Source organism: Porphyrobacter sp. CACIAM 03H1, assembly GCF_002215495.1.
Taxonomy (GTDB): Bacteria; Pseudomonadota; Alphaproteobacteria; order Sphingomonadales; family Sphingomonadaceae; genus Erythrobacter.
Map to the genome: position 1 here is coordinate 1,074,660 of NZ_CP021378.1, position 11,574 is coordinate 1,086,233.

Below are 11,574 nucleotides of genomic sequence, written 5' to 3' on the forward strand. Positions count from 1 at the left end.
CTCCCGCTCGCGGGAGGGGTCAGGGGTGGGCCAGCGGGCCGCGAGGCCCGCGCCCGGACATGAGGGGGGAAGTGACATGACCAAGGTTAGGTCCATCGCGCTGGCTCTGGCGGCAGGCGCATTCGTGCAGGCTCCGGCGCAGGCGCAGCAGGTCGACTGGGCGGCGGCCAAGGCGGCGTTCGACGCGCCGAGAAGCCAGCCGCCCAAGGCCGTCACCCGCGGTGATCTGATCGCCTGCAACGTGTTCTGGACCGAATGGATGCGCCAGGGCGTCGGCCCGGCGACAATTGCGAAGGAACGCGGAGCCGATGTCCATCCTGGGCTGCTCGAACAGAATGTCTATGCCAACATGACCTCGACCGGCCTGCGGCTCGCCACCAAGGTTCCGGGCGAGGATATGGCGCAGATCAGAGCCCAGACCGACGCGATGACACGCCAGATGGAGCGCGCGGCCGACGAGACGGTGAGCAAGGCGCTGAAGGGCGACATGGGCACGATGCTGGGCATCATGGGTCTGCTGGGCAGCTGCCAGATCATGCCGGACTGAGCGCAATCAGAGCCCCGCGCCCACCCCAACCCCTCCCGCTTGCGGGAGGGGCAGGGGGTGGGTAACCTTCCGGCCTTCAAGGGGGAGGGAACCACGATGCACCACGCCACTATCCGCCGCGCCGGGATTGCCCTCGCGCTTTCGCTCGCCGCCGCCACCGCCGCCCATGCCGAGGCGCCGCCCAAGCAGACCCTGATGCCCGAGCATCCCGAGGCCCGTGCCTTCCAGGAGATGGCGGGCTTCTCCGACGCGGTGGTGCACGGGGACACCATCCACCTCTCGGGCGTGGTCGCGGGGCCGGCCCCGGGCGAGGACAGCCTCCAGCCCGGCTACGAGCGCGCCTTCGCCCGGCTCGATGCGATCATCAGGCGGCTCGGCGCGACGTGGGACGACGTGCTGGTGTTCGACACCTTCCACAAGGGCCCGGTCGCAGCCCAGGTCGAGGCGCTGCTGCCGGTCAAGAACCGCTACATCAAGGCCCCCTTCCCGACCTGGACCGCAGTGGGCGTGAGCGACCTCTATTCTGCCGACGCGGTGACGGAGATCAAGCTTGTGTTGCGAAGGCCGAAGTAGTGGCTCTTCAGCCAATTGAGGTCAATCAAAGGCTGAACAAGGAGTCGCATGATCCGTGGAACAACGAAAGCGGTCATGAAAATCCCGTCAACGCTAGCGTGATGAGAAATTCGATTCCGCACAAAGACTTAACGTTTAAGCATATGGATTCTTAAGAAGATTCCTTGACATGCAGATAGCTTTATGCGACCTTCAGGATGGTAGGCAACGCCGGATAAGCCCTGCAATTTGAGGACACGGACAGATTGCCCCTTGCATGACGGTTGCCCAACGGATGGTGGCCTAACAGCATGTAAGGTTCGGGTGCCGGGGGCCTACCACCTTACGAATTCGTAGCCGTAATGTTCGAATATTCGACGCTGCTCGGGCGTGAGTTTTGCCTTCGATGGGGGCGTGGGAAATAGCGCCACTCCAAAATCACGTTGGGTCCCGTGCTCCTTCGCCATAATCGGTCGAAGCGCTTGGGCTGGTCCCATGTCCCAAACGCCGGGGCCTAAACAATCGATTGCTTGGTAGAATGCGCTTGCAACAAAATCGGCCAACTGGAGGCCAGCCCTCTGCTCGTGAGGAAAAGCCTCCATCAAGTCCCAGTTTAGCAGTGCAGTAACTGGCTCGCGTTTCGTCAGAAAAAGTTGTCCGCCTTGCTGTTGGTGGCGAAGGTACCACTGATAGGCTGCTGTTTGGCTGTATCGATGGCCGCCGCGTTCTGAGAACTCGAGCTTTATCGACTTCCTTTCTCCATAATCGGCTATTGTGCGCGCTTCACAAAAAGCAGTGACGCGTTCCAGCAACAGCCGAGTGCACCAATTGTAGAACCACTGCTGAGAAGAGATCTTAGCTGCCCGCGGATTGTAGTATCCCCTCATATTCTTCTTATTCGAGCAAATCGCAAACCCGCGCACTGGCAAGCCTGCAATTTGAGTGCCTGCTGAAAGTTTTCGCTTGGGTGAGAGCGTTCGGTAGTGAAGGTCTTGGCGTTGTCTGATACCGAGATCAGAGATTATGGATTGAACCCAATCGACCACGTGTGGCTCGCGGATCGACTTCATCACTACGGCGCTAACCACTAGCCACTCGCTTGCGCCATTCTCGTCCATCGGTCGCACACGCTTTAGGCCGGGATCGCCCGCCTCATCGATATAAGCTACGTAGCCGTATTCTTTGGGACTTGAGGACACTTAGGCAGCAAATCATCAAATGATGTGCTGGTCAATCCAGCAAGTCCAACGACATTTCCGGTCGAGATGCCTGATACAGCGACTAGGCATTTGAGAGCGAGGAGCTTGGCAAGCCATTCGGTCCCGAGCTTGAGGTCAGAAGTAGAGCTGACACTGGCAAGCTCGTTCCAGTTTCTGGCTGCTAATTCAAAGGCCTGGTAAACCTCCGGTTACCCTCCCACGGAAGCGAGCCTGCGCTCGGTTCGTCGCAAATTCTCCCCCACCCAGATGAGGAGAGATCGCCATGACCAACCACCACAAGGACATGCGTCAGGATCGCCGCGAGGACGGTCTAAACAACCAGAATTCTGGGCGCAATCACGCTAGCCAGGAGGCTGCGAGCTACCCTCGCGGCAAGGACAGTCCGCGCCGCTAAGGCCCCTTTCCTACACCCCCCACCCCGAGTCATCCTCCCCCGATGACCCGCGCCCAGTCTCGCAATTCGCCCCGGACCGCAACCCGCGCCAAGCTCTGCGCCGTTCCGGACACTCCCGCCGACACCACCCCCAAACCAACCCGCCACGACAGCTGGCCGCTCGACCTGCAAGCCGCCTTCCTCCGCGCGCTCTCGGCGACGCATTCCGTCTCCGAGGCCGCCAAGTCGGTCGGCAAGTCGCGGCAGTCGGCCTATCGGCTCCGCTCGCGGCTCAAGGGCAAGCCTTTCGATCTCGCGTGGGAGGTGGCGTTCCATCATTCCTATGATGTGCTCGCCCACACCGCGCTCGAACGGGCGCTCAACGGGGTCGAGGTGCCGGTGTTCTTCCAGGGCGAACAGGTCGGCTCCTACCGCCGCTTCGACGAGCGGCTGACGGTGGCCTTGCTCCAGCGGTTCACCGCGGGCGGCAATCCGCTGTTCGGGCGGCTGGCTCCGCTGGCCGAGCGCCATGCGCGCGACTTCGAGGCGCTGCTTGCCAAGGTGGAAGCGGGCGAGCCGGTGGTCACCGGGGCGCTCGCTCCCGAGGATGCGGGCGAGCACGAGGTGCTGCGCGCACGGTTCTCCAGCATCCCGGAAAAGGGGGCGTTCCCCTGTCCGTCCGCTCTCAGCGACGATGAATTAATGAAGGTATTACAAGAGAATGGATGGGGGGAGTGAAGCGGACAGGATGTCCGCTTTGTCCGGTTACGCCGCCCGTTCGATGCGGTTCCGCCCTGCCTGCTTGGCGGCGTAGAGGGCGGTGTCGGCGCGGGTGATCAGGCGGTCGGTCGCCTCGCCCCCGCGGCGCGCGGCGAGGCCGAAGCTGGCGGTCACGCGGTGGGGGCCGGCGGGCGTGATCAGCGGGGTGTCGGCGACCGCGACGCGCAGGCCCTCGATCCGCGCGGCGAAGGCGGCGAAGTCGGCGGTGCGGGCGGCGATCAGGAACTCCTCGCCGCCGATCCGGGCCACCAGCCAGTCGGCCGGGATCATGCGGCGCAGCATCGCGGCGAAGTGGACGAGGCTGGCGTCTCCTCCGTCGTGCCCGAGCCGGTCGTTGACGCGCTTGAAGAAGTCGAGATCGGCGATGGCGAGCGCGAGCGGCTCGGCGGCGGAGGCCTCGGCCCAGGCGGCGAGCCGGGCGAGGGCGGCGCGGCGGTTGGCGAGGCCGGTGAGCGGGTCGGAATGGGCGAGCCGCTCGAGCTCCGCGCGCGAGGCCTCGAGGCGCAGGGTGAGGTCGGCGATCCAGGCGAAGGCGAGGCTGGCGACGACGAGCGGGATCAGCACCGCGGCGGTCATCGTGCCGGCATAGTCGATGGTGCCGAACTGGGTGAAGGAGAGGTGGGCGAAGGCGGCCGAGGCGAACACCGAGGCGCCCACGACCAGCGCCCCCGTGCGCCACAGGCGGCGGCGCAGGGCAGGCGGGGCGCCGGGGGCGGCGCGGGGGGCGGCAAGCGGTTCCATCCGCCGTGCAGGATACAGCAAAGCGGTGCCCCAAGTCTTAACGCGGCCCTGCGTGGAGCGATGCGATTAGGTCGTGGGGCCAAAGCGTGCTAAAGGGGTCCCGCTGACGTCGAAATTTGCGACGGACTTCCGACTTTGCGCTCCGCCGCTTGCCCCAGGGCCCCGGCGTTAACCAGACGACGACTTCCTTTCATCGGACGGCCTGACGCACGACCCTCCGGCATGTCGCCGGGGGGCAACCGACTGTTCTTGAAAGGAACACCCATGAGCAGCAAGACCGGAACCGTGAAGTTCTTCAACACCGACAAGGGCTACGGCTTCATCCAACCCGACGACGGCTCGTCGGACAGCTTCGTCCACATCACCGCCGTGCAGGCCGCAGGGATGCACAGCCTCGATAAGGACCAGCGCCTGAACTACGATCTGGAACGCGGACGCAACGGCAAGGAAAGCGCCGTCAACCTTTCGGCCGCCTGATCCGAATACCGGGGGCAGGCCCGCGATGGCGCGGCCTGCCCCCCATGACCGACTCCCGCCTACCCCCTCCCATGGCAGGATACCCCCGATGGCCCAGACTTACGAATTCTACCGCGAGCGCGCCGACGAAGCCGCCGCCCTCGCCGAGAAGGCGACCCTCGAGAACGTGCGCGAGCGCGAGCTCAGGTCCGAGAAGACCTGGCGCGGCCTCGCCGAGCATGCCCGCAAGACCATCGTGGAACGCGAAAAGGCCGAACTCGCCCGCGCCGAGCGCCGCGCGGCGGAGGACCCGTCGCGCTGAACGGCTCGCCCGATTGCACTGGAAAGCCGCGGGCACATCATCCATATTCTCCCTTGGGCAACAGGATACTCAAGCCAGAGGAGAAGATGCCCATGAGCACCATGCAGTTCCAGTTCAACACCGATAGCTCGGTGATGGGGACAGAGGAAGTGGCGCAGCGGATCGAGGCGCAGGTGCGCCAGCGGCTGGAGCGTTTCTCCGATCGCCTGACGCGGCTCGAGGTTCACGTCTCGGACGTCAACGGGCGCAAGCACGGTGCCGACGACAAGCATTGCACCATCGAGGCCCGCCCGCGCGGCTCGCGCCCCATCGGCGTGACCGGCAAGGCGGCGGATGTCGATGCGGCGGCGCGGATTGCCGCCAATACGATGGCAGAGCGGCTCGAGCGGTGGTTCGGCAAGGCCGAACGGCACAGCCGCGATCCCTCGCCCGACAAGCAGATCTGAGCGGATCCGGCGCGGCGCGCGCGGGGGCCTAGCCCTCCTTGCGCCCGAACACCTTGGCCCTGAGGCCCCGGCCGCTGAGGCTCGGCAATCCGGGCCGGCTGGGGCTCGGGGCGACCACGCGTTCGGGCGGCGGGGCGGGAGGCTGGGGCGGTTCGGGCTGCGCGGCGGGTTCACCCGCCTTGCGCACCTCGAAGCGCCCGCCGATCCCCTCGGCCAGCTTGCGCTTCTCGCTCCACTCGTTGGCGAGTGCCATCTTGGCTTCCTCGTCGTCCGGCATGACCGCCGCCGGGAAGGCGCGGTCGTCGAAGACGTTGGCGTCGGGCACGTGCTCGGGCGCGACGAAGCCGTGGTCGAGATGCTTGAGCGGTACCAGTTCATAGACCGGCACCTCGGCGGGAGCGGTCTCGCCGTCGCCCATGTCCGCACCGGCATCGTGGTGCAGCACGCGGTAGGACTGGCTGCGGTCCTCCGGGCCGAAGGTGTCGCCATCGGGGATGACATAGCCCCCCGGCATGGTCGCGACCCTGAGGAAGGCGAAGATCGTCTCGTAGTTGGCGGCCCAGGGCAGGATGTGGGGCCTCACGATCACCTCGCGCCCGAGCCAGTGGCGCGCGCCGAAGGTCTGGATGCCGACCCGCGCCTCCTCCCCCGGGCCGGCACGCGGGCCGAACAGGAAGGGGTGGATGTGGAGCGGCCCGGGTGCCTCGTTGGACGCGGCAAGGCCGTCGAACAGCTCGCCCGCGACCAGCAGGTCGGACTGGGTCCAGTGCACCGCCAGCGGCATGGCGTGCTCGACGGCGATGCGCGAGAGCAGCGCGAGCAGCTGCAGCCGCCGCTCGAACTGTGCCTGGGTCGCGCCCGAGGGGGCGCGGCCGATGGACGCGAACATGGCCGCGATCTCGGGGTTTTCCTCGACCCCGCCGAACACCCCGTGCGAAACCTCGAGCAGGATGTGGCTGCCGCTGCGGGCGATGCGTTCGCGGATGTCGGGCGTGACGATGCCGGTGAAGGGCGAGGACAGGGCGGGGCGGAACACCTCGGGCGCGGCGGGATGGCTCAGGTACTCGAGCGTCACCATCAGCTCCTCGGCGCCCCCGAACAGCCGGTAGAAGCGGCCCGGGTTGGCCTCGGGGACGTTGAACTGCGTGCCGGAGCGCATCTGCTCGATCCGGGTGAAGTCGCGCATGATCGCCTCGAGCTCGGCGATGGGCCGGTCGAACAGCAGACAGGCCTGAAGGCGGTTGGGATAGAGCATGGCGCGGCGGACCCCCGGGGGCGTGGATTACGGCACCTCGCCGTAGCACCGGCAGGGTTAATTCCGGGTTGAGATCACCCCGCCGGGTCCGCCTCCGTGCCCGCGATCCCGCATTCCGCAAGCAGCCCCTCGATCGCCTTGGCGACCCCGAAGAACCCCGCCTTGGCGAGCGGCCAGGTGGCGCGGTCGAGATCGGGGAGCAGGGCAAGGATGCGGCCTTGCGCGGCGAGCGGGGCGAGTTCGGGCCGCAGCGCGTCGCCGGTCCAGCCCACGGGGAGATAGGGGAGGGCGATCCGGTCCACCCCCGCCTCCGCCAGCAGCGGCGCGAGCGGTTCGCCTGCGCGCCATTCCACCGCCGGGCAGCCGAAAGCCGCAGCCGCCTCGGTCATGCCGGAGGCGACCGCGCCTTCAGCGAAGGGCCGCGCGTGCTCGCCGACGGGGCCCGGCGAGCGCGCATCAGGCCGGGCGGCGCCGATCACCAGCGCCGGTGCGACCGGCAGGGCGAGGGGGGCGTGATGCGCGGCCTCGTCATGCAGCAGCAGCGCGAAGGGCTCGGCGAAGTCGGCTGCGGTGACGGGACGGGGCAGATCGAGCTTCCGGCGCGGATATTCCTGCGCCTCTTCGAGCGGTTCGGCCTCGTCCCCCGCAAGACGCGGCGCGGCCAGCGCCCCCTCGGGCCTGCCTGCGGTGTAGCGCGCGATGTTGTTCGCGCGAGCGAGGTAGTGCTTGCCCTTCGTGTGCAGCCCCGCGACCCAGCGCCACGACAGCGTGTTCGACGCCGCATCGGCATCCATCAGGTGCCGCAGAAAGAAGTCCGCGCCGAGCCGCCAGTCGAGTTTGAGGGTGAAGATCCAGATGCTAGCGAACCACATCCGCGCGTGGTTGTGGAGGTAGCCGGTGGCGACCAGCTCCCTCGCCCAGACATCGAAGGCCTCGATCCCGGTGCGCCCCTCGGTCGCTTCCTCGTAGGCCTTGCGCAGGCCCGCGCTGCGCGCCAGCGCCGCGCGTGCCCCATCGAGATCGCGGCGGTAATCGTCCCAGATCGCGGGGCGCTGTTCGAGATAGCCCTTGAAGTAGATCCGCCAGAACACCTCGGCGACGAACTTCTCGGCCACGCGCGGGCTGTGCTGGCCGAGCACCGCCTCCAGCACCTCGGTCTCGCCGAGCAGACCGGCGTGGAGCCAGGGCGAAAGCTGGCTGACATTGCCGCGCCCGGAGCCATCGCCCGGGCCGTCGTCGGCGTTGCGGGTCTCGGCATAGCGGCGGCCGGCGGCAGGGAGGAATTCGGCGAGGCGCGTCTGGCCGCGCGCGCGGGTGGGTGTGAAGTCCATGCGCGCCCAATGCCTTGGCGCGGGGCTGGTTCCGGCCTATTCCTGCAACCTAGGAGAGACGCCATGCAACCCCGCCACCTGCCGCTCGCCGCGCTGCTGATCGCAGCTGCCGCCTGCACCCCGGCCGCCCCCACCGACGGGATAGACCCGGAGGGCAAGACCTTCGATGCGGTCGGCCCGGAGGAGGTCGTCACCCTCGTCGGCACCGAGCCCTTCTGGGCGCTCAAGGTCGAAGGGGGCGAGGGGCTCTGGACGACGCCCGAAAACCAGCCCGGCACCCGCTTTGCCGTGACCCGCTTTGCCGGCAACGGCGGCATGGGCTTCTCCGGCACGCTCGATGGCAAGCCCCTCGCCGCCACGCTCACCCCGGGCGAATGCAGCGACGGCATGAGCGACCGGCGCTTCCCCTTCGTCGCCACTATCGCTTTGGAGGGCACGACATTGCAGGGCTGCGGCTATACCACCGCACAGCCGTTCACCGGCGATCCGGCGCCCTGAGCGGCGCGAGAAGGGGGAGAGACGAGGCCATGACCATCACCGGAGGCTGCCTGTGCGGCAAGGTGCGCTACACCTGCGAAAGCGATCCGCTGCTGTGCGTCACCTGCCACTGCAAGAACTGCCAGCGCCAGGCGGGCAGCGCGCTGTCGGTGATCATCGGCGTGCCCGAGGACGCGGTGGCGTTCGAGGGCGTGCTCATCACCTACAACGACACCGGCGACAGCGGCGCGACTGTGCGGCGGCAGTTCTGCGGCACCTGCGGATCGCCGGTCTTCACCCGGGTCGACAGCCCGCCGGGGATGATGTTCATCAAGGCCGGGACGCTCGATGACACGAGCATCCTGAAGCCCGCCTTCCACTGCTATGCCAAGAGCAAGCAGGACTGGGTCGACCTCGGCGATCTCCCCGCCTTCGAAACCGTTCCCGAGGGGCTCTAGAACAGCCCCGGCAGCTCGTGCTGGGCGGGCTCGGGCCGGCGCGGCTGGAGCGGCAGGCGGTCGGGCAGGTCGATGCCCTGGCGCGCGTTCTGGCCCTGGTCGATGCCGCCTGCCACGTCGCCCGCGGCGCCGCCGGTGATCGGGGTGCAGGCGCGTCCGGCGAGGAAATCGAGCGCCGCCGCGATCGAGGCCTCGCGCGGATCGCCGAGCGGGCGGGCGAGATCGTCGCCGGCACGGCAGGTGTTGGGCACCACGCTGGCGAGGCCGGTGAAATAGTCGCCCTGATTGTTGGCATTGACCGTCTGGAAGGCGACCGCGCGTACGCGCAGGTCGCAGGCGGCAAGGTCGAAGCCGAACTGGCCGACCGGCTTGCCGAAGGAGTTGGCCCCGACCAGCGCGAGATTGTTGCCGAGATAGGGGATCAGCGAATTGGTAACGAGCTCGCTCGCCGAGGCGCTCGATCCGGTGGTGATCACCGCCACGCGGGTCGGGGCGATGGCGTTGGCCTCGGTGCGGAACAGCCGGGTGGTGTTCTGCGAGGCCTTGGAGGGGCGCAGCACCTCGCGGCTCCACACCTGCCCGACGCGGCCCGATCCCATCAGATCGCCGAAGGTGTCGGCGACATCGACGAGCCCGCCACCGTTGTAGCGCAGGTCGATGATCAGCTCGCGCACGCCCTGCGATGCGAACTGGCCGAAGGCCGCGCGCAACTGGTTCGCGGCATCGGCCACCACGAAGGTGCGCAGGTTGATGTAGCCGATCCGCCGCGCGCCATCGCTGAGGACCAGCGCGCCGTAACGGTCGGAGACCGGATCGAGCGCGAAGGTGGTCTTGGTGATCGACCGCTCGACGATCGCGCCGCCCGGCTGGACGAAGCGCAGCACGCGGGTGACCCCCGGGTCCGAGGGCCCGAGCGCGTTGGCGACCGCCTGGGAGCCGCCGCTGGCGAACAGGCTGGAGACGGTCTGGAGGTTCGCGGCGGTGGTGCCGATCGCGGTGATCTCCGCCCCGCGGTCGAGCCCCGCGGCAAGGCCGCTCGCGCCCTCATAGGCCTCGACCACGAACAGGCGGCGATTGGCATCGTCGTAGGACAGGCGGATGCCGAAGCCCGCCGAGGAGCCGGAATTGATCAGCGCGTTCTCCTGCGCGATCGAGGTCGCGAAGGTGAAGAAGCGGTCGCGGTTGGCGGCGCGGGCGGGGGCGACGCGGGCGTCGAGATAGTCGTCGAGATTGTTGAACGAGGCCGGGTTGGCGTTCGCGAGCAGATCGGGGAACAGGTACCATTCGTTGAGCACGCCGTCGGCGAAATCCTGCTGGGCGCGCAGCGAGCAGCCCGAGGGCGGCGGGGTGGGCGCGGGCGTTCCCCCGCCCCCGACGGCGACCGGCGGCGCGGAGGAATCGCCGCCACCGCAGGCGGCCAGTTGCAGGGCCAGAACAAGGCTGAGAGCGGTGCGGGCGAAGGTCACGACGCGGGCAACTCCGGCAGGGAACGAGGCCGGCAGGGGGGTGGCCTCTTGCGGCAGGGATGCATCGGGACCGGCCCGAGAGCAAGGTGCCTGCGGCGGACCGCTGCCGAATTGGCTGAAAAGCGTGGCCATTTTGCCTGCATTTGCAGGGTTTTCCTCAGAAACCGCCAAAAACCGTATTGCCAAGTCTCGTATCGCGCATCCGAAGGGACTAGCACGAGGGCGATGAAGCGACAGAATCATGACTGATTTCCCCGCCTGGCTCGCACCATCGGTGCCCGCGTCCGCGCGTCATCCCGGTCTCGCCGTGGCGAAGCTGGGGTCGGCGCAGGCGCTCGGGCGCGGCGGTTTCGCGCTGACCAGCCCGGCGTTCCGCGGCGGGGAGGAGCTCGATCCGAGCTTCACCGCGGCCGAGGAGGATGCCGTCGCTCCGCCGCTCGAATGGAGCGCGCCGCCTCCGGGCTCGGCGGAACTGGTGCTGGTGGTTGAGGATGCCTCGAACCCCGCCGCGGATCCCGCCTGCCACTGGCTCGTCTGGGGCCTTGCCGCGCAGCGCGGCAAGCTGCTCGAGGGCGAGACCCCGCCGCGCACCGGCAAGAACGCCGCCGGCAATTCCGAATGGCTGCTACCCGCCCCGCCCGAGGGCGAGACGCGCCACTACCTGTTCCAACTGTTCGCGACCGAACTGCCGCTGGTGCTGATGCCCGGCGCGGGGAGAGCGGAACTGCTCGCATCGCTGCAAGGGTCGGTCACGGCCTGCGCGGTCCTCCACGCCACGGTCACCGGCGGCGGCGAGGACGAGGATGGGGCCTTCGAAGACGATGATTTCTGATCAACCTGCCACTGACATAAGGGAGTAGAAGATGGCTGGAACGACCAACGCACTGCAGAAGCCGGTCACCCTTTCGGGTGATCTCGAGGCCGTGATCGGCAAGGGTCCGATGACCCGCGCCGAAGTGACCTCGAAGGTGTGGGAATACATCAAGGCCAACGGCCTGCAGGACAAGACCGACAAGCGCCAGATCAATCCCGATGCCAAGCTCGGCGCGGTGATCGGCAAGGACCAGATCTCGATGTTCAAGATGACCGCTGCGGTCTCGAAGCACCTCAAGTAAGTTTGGCGGTCGCCGGACGGCGGCCTTCAGCCTTC

15 protein-coding genes are annotated in these 11,574 nt (G+C 67.7%); 10 read left to right on the plus strand and 5 right to left on the minus strand.

Annotated features, from left to right (window positions below):
• The first annotated feature begins 76 nt into the window (after window positions 1–76).
• Both CBR61_RS05195 and CBR61_RS05200 read left to right on the plus strand, forming a co-directional pair.
• A complete protein-coding gene (locus tag CBR61_RS05195; RefSeq protein ID WP_088913401.1) occupies window positions 77–547 on the plus strand; it encodes a hypothetical protein in 471 nt (156 codons plus the stop codon).
• Between the two features lie 96 nt (window positions 548–643).
• Window positions 644–1,120 carry a Rid family hydrolase gene (locus tag CBR61_RS05200; RefSeq protein ID WP_157696505.1) on the plus strand — a complete coding sequence of 159 codons (477 nt, stop codon included), beginning with the start codon at window positions 644–646 and terminating at the stop codon, window positions 1,118–1,120.
• A 314-nt stretch (window positions 1,121–1,434) separates the two neighbouring features.
• On the opposite strand, the gene CBR61_RS05205 is transcribed toward CBR61_RS05200, so the two are convergent.
• Window positions 1,435–2,298 carry a DUF3800 domain-containing protein gene (locus CBR61_RS05205; protein WP_088913403.1) on the minus strand — a complete coding sequence of 288 codons (864 nt, stop codon included), beginning with the start codon at window positions 2,296–2,298 and terminating at the stop codon, window positions 1,435–1,437.
• Between the two features lie 457 nt (window positions 2,299–2,755).
• Between CBR61_RS05205 and CBR61_RS05210 the strand changes: the two genes are divergently transcribed.
• Window positions 2,756–3,430, plus strand: a complete 675-nt coding sequence (locus CBR61_RS05210; RefSeq protein ID WP_088913404.1) for a hypothetical protein — start codon at window positions 2,756–2,758, stop codon at window positions 3,428–3,430.
• A gap of 27 nt (window positions 3,431–3,457) precedes the next feature.
• Here the strand turns inward: CBR61_RS05210 and CBR61_RS05215 are convergent, their stop codons facing one another.
• Window positions 3,458–4,213: a GGDEF domain-containing protein gene (locus tag CBR61_RS05215; protein ID WP_088913405.1), complete on the minus strand. Its 756-nt coding sequence runs from the start codon at window positions 4,211–4,213 to the stop codon at window positions 3,458–3,460.
• Between the two features lie 264 nt (window positions 4,214–4,477).
• On the opposite strand from CBR61_RS05215, the gene CBR61_RS05220 reads away from it, so the two are divergent.
• The 3 genes from CBR61_RS05220 (at window position 4,478) to CBR61_RS05230 (ending at window position 5,437) form a co-directional block, all read left to right on the plus strand.
• Window positions 4,478–4,690: a cold-shock protein gene (locus CBR61_RS05220; protein WP_088913406.1), complete on the plus strand. Its 213-nt coding sequence runs from the start codon at window positions 4,478–4,480 to the stop codon at window positions 4,688–4,690.
• An 88-nt stretch (window positions 4,691–4,778) separates the two neighbouring features.
• Window positions 4,779–4,991 (plus strand): hypothetical protein, encoded by a 213-nt coding sequence (locus CBR61_RS05225; protein WP_088913407.1) that lies wholly within the window; start codon window positions 4,779–4,781, stop codon window positions 4,989–4,991.
• Window positions 4,992–5,083: 92 nt separating this feature from the next.
• Window positions 5,084–5,437, plus strand: coding sequence for an HPF/RaiA family ribosome-associated protein (locus CBR61_RS05230; RefSeq protein WP_233996870.1), 354 nt, complete (start codon window positions 5,084–5,086; stop codon window positions 5,435–5,437).
• Between the two features lie 28 nt (window positions 5,438–5,465).
• On the opposite strand, the gene CBR61_RS05235 is transcribed toward CBR61_RS05230, so the two are convergent.
• The gene (locus CBR61_RS05235) at window positions 5,466–6,692 is read right to left on the minus strand and encodes a hypothetical protein (protein ID WP_088913408.1); all 1,227 of its coding nucleotides are present in this window, start codon (window positions 6,690–6,692) and stop codon (window positions 5,466–5,468) included.
• Window positions 6,693–6,766: 74 nt separating this feature from the next.
• Window positions 6,767–8,023 carry an FAD-binding domain-containing protein gene (locus tag CBR61_RS05240; protein WP_088913409.1) on the minus strand — a complete coding sequence of 419 codons (1,257 nt, stop codon included), beginning with the start codon at window positions 8,021–8,023 and terminating at the stop codon, window positions 6,767–6,769.
• Window positions 8,024–8,086: 63 nt separating this feature from the next.
• On the opposite strand from CBR61_RS05240, the gene CBR61_RS05245 reads away from it, so the two are divergent.
• A complete protein-coding gene (locus tag CBR61_RS05245; protein WP_088913410.1) occupies window positions 8,087–8,521 on the plus strand; it encodes a COG3650 family protein in 435 nt (144 codons plus the stop codon).
• Window positions 8,522–8,550: 29 nt separating this feature from the next.
• Window positions 8,551–8,958: a GFA family protein gene (locus CBR61_RS05250; protein WP_088913411.1), complete on the plus strand. Its 408-nt coding sequence runs from the start codon at window positions 8,551–8,553 to the stop codon at window positions 8,956–8,958.
• Here CBR61_RS05250 and CBR61_RS05255 read toward each other — a convergent pair.
• Window positions 8,955–10,424, minus strand: a complete 1,470-nt coding sequence (locus tag CBR61_RS05255) for a S41 family peptidase (RefSeq protein WP_088913412.1) — start codon at window positions 10,422–10,424, stop codon at window positions 8,955–8,957. The two genes, CBR61_RS05250 and CBR61_RS05255, sit on opposite strands and share 4 nt — an antisense overlap.
• Window positions 10,425–10,665: 241 nt before the next feature.
• Between CBR61_RS05255 and CBR61_RS05260 the strand changes: the two genes are divergently transcribed.
• Both CBR61_RS05260 and CBR61_RS05265 read left to right on the plus strand, forming a co-directional pair.
• Window positions 10,666–11,256 carry a YbhB/YbcL family Raf kinase inhibitor-like protein gene (locus CBR61_RS05260; protein WP_088913413.1) on the plus strand — a complete coding sequence of 197 codons (591 nt, stop codon included), beginning with the start codon at window positions 10,666–10,668 and terminating at the stop codon, window positions 11,254–11,256.
• A 31-nt stretch (window positions 11,257–11,287) separates the two neighbouring features.
• The gene (locus tag CBR61_RS05265; protein ID WP_088913414.1) at window positions 11,288–11,539 is read left to right on the plus strand and encodes an SWIB/MDM2 domain-containing protein; all 252 of its coding nucleotides are present in this window, start codon (window positions 11,288–11,290) and stop codon (window positions 11,537–11,539) included.
• Window positions 11,540–11,574: the final 35 nt, after the last annotated feature.

Excerpts from the sequence above, each read along its gene's own strand:
- CBR61_RS05230 (WP_233996870.1), top strand. The coding sequence starts at position 5,084 with ATGAGCACCATGCAGTTCCAGTTCAACACCGATAGCTCGGTGATGGGG.
- CBR61_RS05260 (WP_088913413.1), top strand. The coding sequence starts at position 10,666 with ATGACTGATTTCCCCGCCTGGCTCGCACCATCGGTGCCCGCGTCCGCG.
- CBR61_RS05245 (WP_088913410.1), top strand. The coding sequence starts at position 8,087 with ATGCAACCCCGCCACCTGCCGCTCGCCGCGCTGCTGATCGCAGCTGCC.
- CBR61_RS05225 (WP_088913407.1), top strand. The coding sequence starts at position 4,779 with ATGGCCCAGACTTACGAATTCTACCGCGAGCGCGCCGACGAAGCCGCC.
- CBR61_RS05250 (WP_088913411.1), top strand. The coding sequence starts at position 8,551 with ATGACCATCACCGGAGGCTGCCTGTGCGGCAAGGTGCGCTACACCTGC.
- CBR61_RS05210 (WP_088913404.1), top strand. The coding sequence starts at position 2,756 with ATGACCCGCGCCCAGTCTCGCAATTCGCCCCGGACCGCAACCCGCGCC.
- CBR61_RS05265 (WP_088913414.1), top strand. The coding sequence starts at position 11,288 with ATGGCTGGAACGACCAACGCACTGCAGAAGCCGGTCACCCTTTCGGGT.
- CBR61_RS05220 (WP_088913406.1), top strand. The coding sequence starts at position 4,478 with ATGAGCAGCAAGACCGGAACCGTGAAGTTCTTCAACACCGACAAGGGC.
- CBR61_RS05215 (WP_088913405.1), bottom strand. The coding sequence starts at position 4,213 with ATGGAACCGCTTGCCGCCCCCCGCGCCGCCCCCGGCGCCCCGCCTGCC.
- CBR61_RS05240 (WP_088913409.1), bottom strand. The coding sequence starts at position 8,023 with ATGGACTTCACACCCACCCGCGCGCGCGGCCAGACGCGCCTCGCCGAA.
- CBR61_RS05235 (WP_088913408.1), bottom strand. The coding sequence starts at position 6,692 with ATGCTCTATCCCAACCGCCTTCAGGCCTGTCTGCTGTTCGACCGGCCC.
- CBR61_RS05195 (WP_088913401.1), top strand. The coding sequence starts at position 77 with ATGACCAAGGTTAGGTCCATCGCGCTGGCTCTGGCGGCAGGCGCATTC.
- CBR61_RS05200 (WP_157696505.1), top strand. The coding sequence starts at position 644 with ATGCACCACGCCACTATCCGCCGCGCCGGGATTGCCCTCGCGCTTTCG.